Origin of the sequence: Brevundimonas sp. (assembly GCF_023259385.1) — a bacterium.
In the GTDB taxonomy this organism is placed as follows: Bacteria; Pseudomonadota; Alphaproteobacteria; order Caulobacterales; family Caulobacteraceae; genus Brevundimonas.
Map to the genome: position 1 here is coordinate 1 of NZ_JAHFPF010000340.1, position 2,773 is coordinate 2,773.

The 2,773-nt window shown below is 65.2% G+C and carries 2 protein-coding genes; one reads left to right on the plus strand and one right to left on the minus strand.

Going from position 1 to position 2,773, the window contains the following annotated elements:
• Positions 1-1,049 (minus strand): GAF domain-containing protein (locus Q0C81_RS17895; protein WP_291841138.1); only part of this gene is annotated, 1,049 nt, incomplete at its 3' end.
• Between the two features lie 137 nt (positions 1,050-1,186).
• Here Q0C81_RS17895 and Q0C81_RS17900 point away from each other — a divergent pair.
• Positions 1,187-2,773, plus strand: a 1,587-nt coding sequence (locus Q0C81_RS17900; protein ID WP_291841140.1) for a GMC family oxidoreductase, incomplete at its 3' end; no start/stop codon positions are given.

Here is a 2,773-nt window from a genome sequence, read left to right on the forward strand (position 1 = left end):
ATCTCGTCCGAAACAAGCGCCGCCAGGTTCGTGAGGATCGCCCTCTGGCTGTCATCAAGCGTGCGCGGACGTGTGTCGATGACACACAGGGACCCGAGGGTGAAACCGTCGGGATCGACCACAGGGCATCCAGCATAGAAGCGGAAGTTCGGGGCGTCCGCGACAGCCGGGTTGTCGGAGAAGCGAGGGTCGGCGGACAGATCCTCTGAAATCATGCAGCTGTTCTGCAGGATGGTGTGATTGCAGAACGCCCAGCTTCTCGGCGTGTCGGCCATCTCCAGCCCATGCCGCGACTTGAACCACTGCCGCGTCGGCGTCAGCAGGGTGATCAGCGAGATGGGCATGCCGAGCGTCTGCGCCGCCAGCCATGTCAGTCGGTCAAAGGCGTCCTCGGGCGGAGTATCGACGAGGCCGGAGCGTTCAAGAGCGAGTAGACGCTGCGCCTCATTGCCGGGAAGGGGAAACAAGGAGGTCGCCTCCAGACCCTCGCCCGGCTGAGCAGGTCCCCTTACGGCCGCCTCGGCCGCCTCGGCCAGATCGTCGATGTCGTCGATGAACCGAACCCGGCCCGCTCCTTGGGACGCGTCGACGACAGTCTGGCGGCCTTCAGGGCCGACAACCAGTATGACGGTGTGTTGCAGGGCGACATCGGAGCCCAGCGCATGGAGCACGCCATCAGCGACGGCGAACGACTCTGCGTCGATGACCACGGCCGCCGGCGAGCGGCCGCCTATGTCCAACAAGGCGGTGAAAGGCTCGGGATAGGTTTCGACAAAGCAGGAAGGCGCGCTCTCAAGCGCGGCCTTGAACTGCGGCAACCGTTCGGGCCGCGCAATGACGATGACCCTGGCCGAGGCCGGCGTGGCCGGGAGTTCCTGACCCTTGACGAGCGCCACGACGTCGCTCCGGTAAACCCGCCGATGGCCGCCGGGCGTCTTCCACGAAGGGATCGATCCGCCCTCGATCAGCAACTGGGCGGTTCTGACCGACACGCCGAGAATCTTCGCGGCGTCCGTGGTGGTCACGATCTCCTTCTCGGCGGCGTCCATGGTCTCTCCTGCGGCTGATCGCGGTCTCGCGTCAATATGGAGGCGCGCTCCCGCTCCGCCACACCTCCGCCAGAATCTGATGCATTTGATGAAATTGGTAGATTTGATACCTAAATCGTCAATGTGGAGATGTGAGAATGTCGGATGGACTGCAAACCTATAAGGGGGAGTTCGCGGCCCGCGTCGCGGCCAATCAGGCTCAGCGGCTGGCGAACCTTCGGAAAACATACGATTTCATCGTCTGTGGCGCGGGCAGTTCGGGCTCGGTCCTCGCTCGACGACTGGCGGAAAATCCGGCTGTCCATGTGCTGCTGATCGAGGCCGGCGGGAGTGATGATCGGCCGAGCGTCATGGAGCCGGCCGCCTGGCCGACCAACCTGGGCAGCGAGACAGACTGGGGGTTTGTGGCCGAGCCAAATCCCGAGCTGAACGGACGGGCCATGCCGATGTCCATGGGCAAGGTTCTGGGCGGCGGTTCAAGCATCAACGTCGGCGTCTGGGCGCGCGGCCACCGCAGCGACTGGGACTATTTCGCCCAGGAGAGCGGCGACGAGTCCTGGGGGTATGAATCCGTTCTCGGCCTCTACCTTGAGATTGAGAACTGGCAGGGTGCGCCCGATCCCCTGTATCGGGGCACGGGCGGGCCAGTCTTTGTGCAGCCGACGCCCGATCCGGGGCCGGCGGCTCTGGCGATGCTGGACGCCGCGCTCGAGCTCGGCATACCCACTTACGATAGTCCGAACGGCCAGATGATGGAGGGGGACGGCGGTTGCGCCATCTCCGACGTCCTGACGCGGAACGGCAAACGGCATTCCATCTTCCGCGCCTTTACCTATCCCTACCTGGACCGGCCCAATCTGACGCTCCTGACCCGCACCCAGGTGAACCGGGTGATCGTTCAGAACGGTCGCGCGGTCGGGGTCGAGGCGGTGCGGGACGGGGTGGTCGAACGGTTTGACGCCGCCCATGAGGTCATTCTGTCGCTCGGCGCCATCATGACGCCGACCGTCCTGATGCGTTCCGGGATCGGCGACGAGGACGATTTGCGCGCCGCAGACATCAAGGTCCTTCATCATCTGCCCGGCGTAGGCCGCAACCTGCAGGACCATGTGTCCTTCGGCTGTATCTGGGAATACCGCGAGCCGATCGCGCCGCGGAACAGCGGCAGCGAGGCGACCCTCTACTGGAAGTCCGACCCCGCCCTGAGCGAACCAGACTTGCTGTTCTGTCAGGTCGAGTTCCCGGTGCCGAGCCCCGAAACTGCTGGCCTTGGCGTCCCGGAGCACGGTTGGACCATGTTCGCCGGTCTCGCCCACCCCAAGAGCCGCGGTCGGGTTCGCCTGTCGAGCGGGGATCTCCTGTCCCTGCCGCGCATCGAACTCAACACCTTCAGCCATCCGGACGATCTCCGCGCTGCGGTCGCCTGCGTCCAGCTGTGCCGCGATCTGGGCAACACCCGGGCCTTTGAGCCGCTGGTCGCGCGTGAAGCCATGCCCGGCCCGTTGGGGCAGGCGGACATGGAGCGTTACGTTCGAGACGCGGCGGTGACCTACTGGCACCAGACGTGTTCGGCCAAGATGGGGCGGGACGCGCTGTCCGTCGTGGACGGCAGTCTGCGCGTCTATGGTGTCGAGGGGCTGCGCATTGCCGACGGATCGGTGATGCCGCGCGTCGCGACGGGCAACACCATGGCGCCCTGCACGATCATCGGTGAGAAGGCCTCC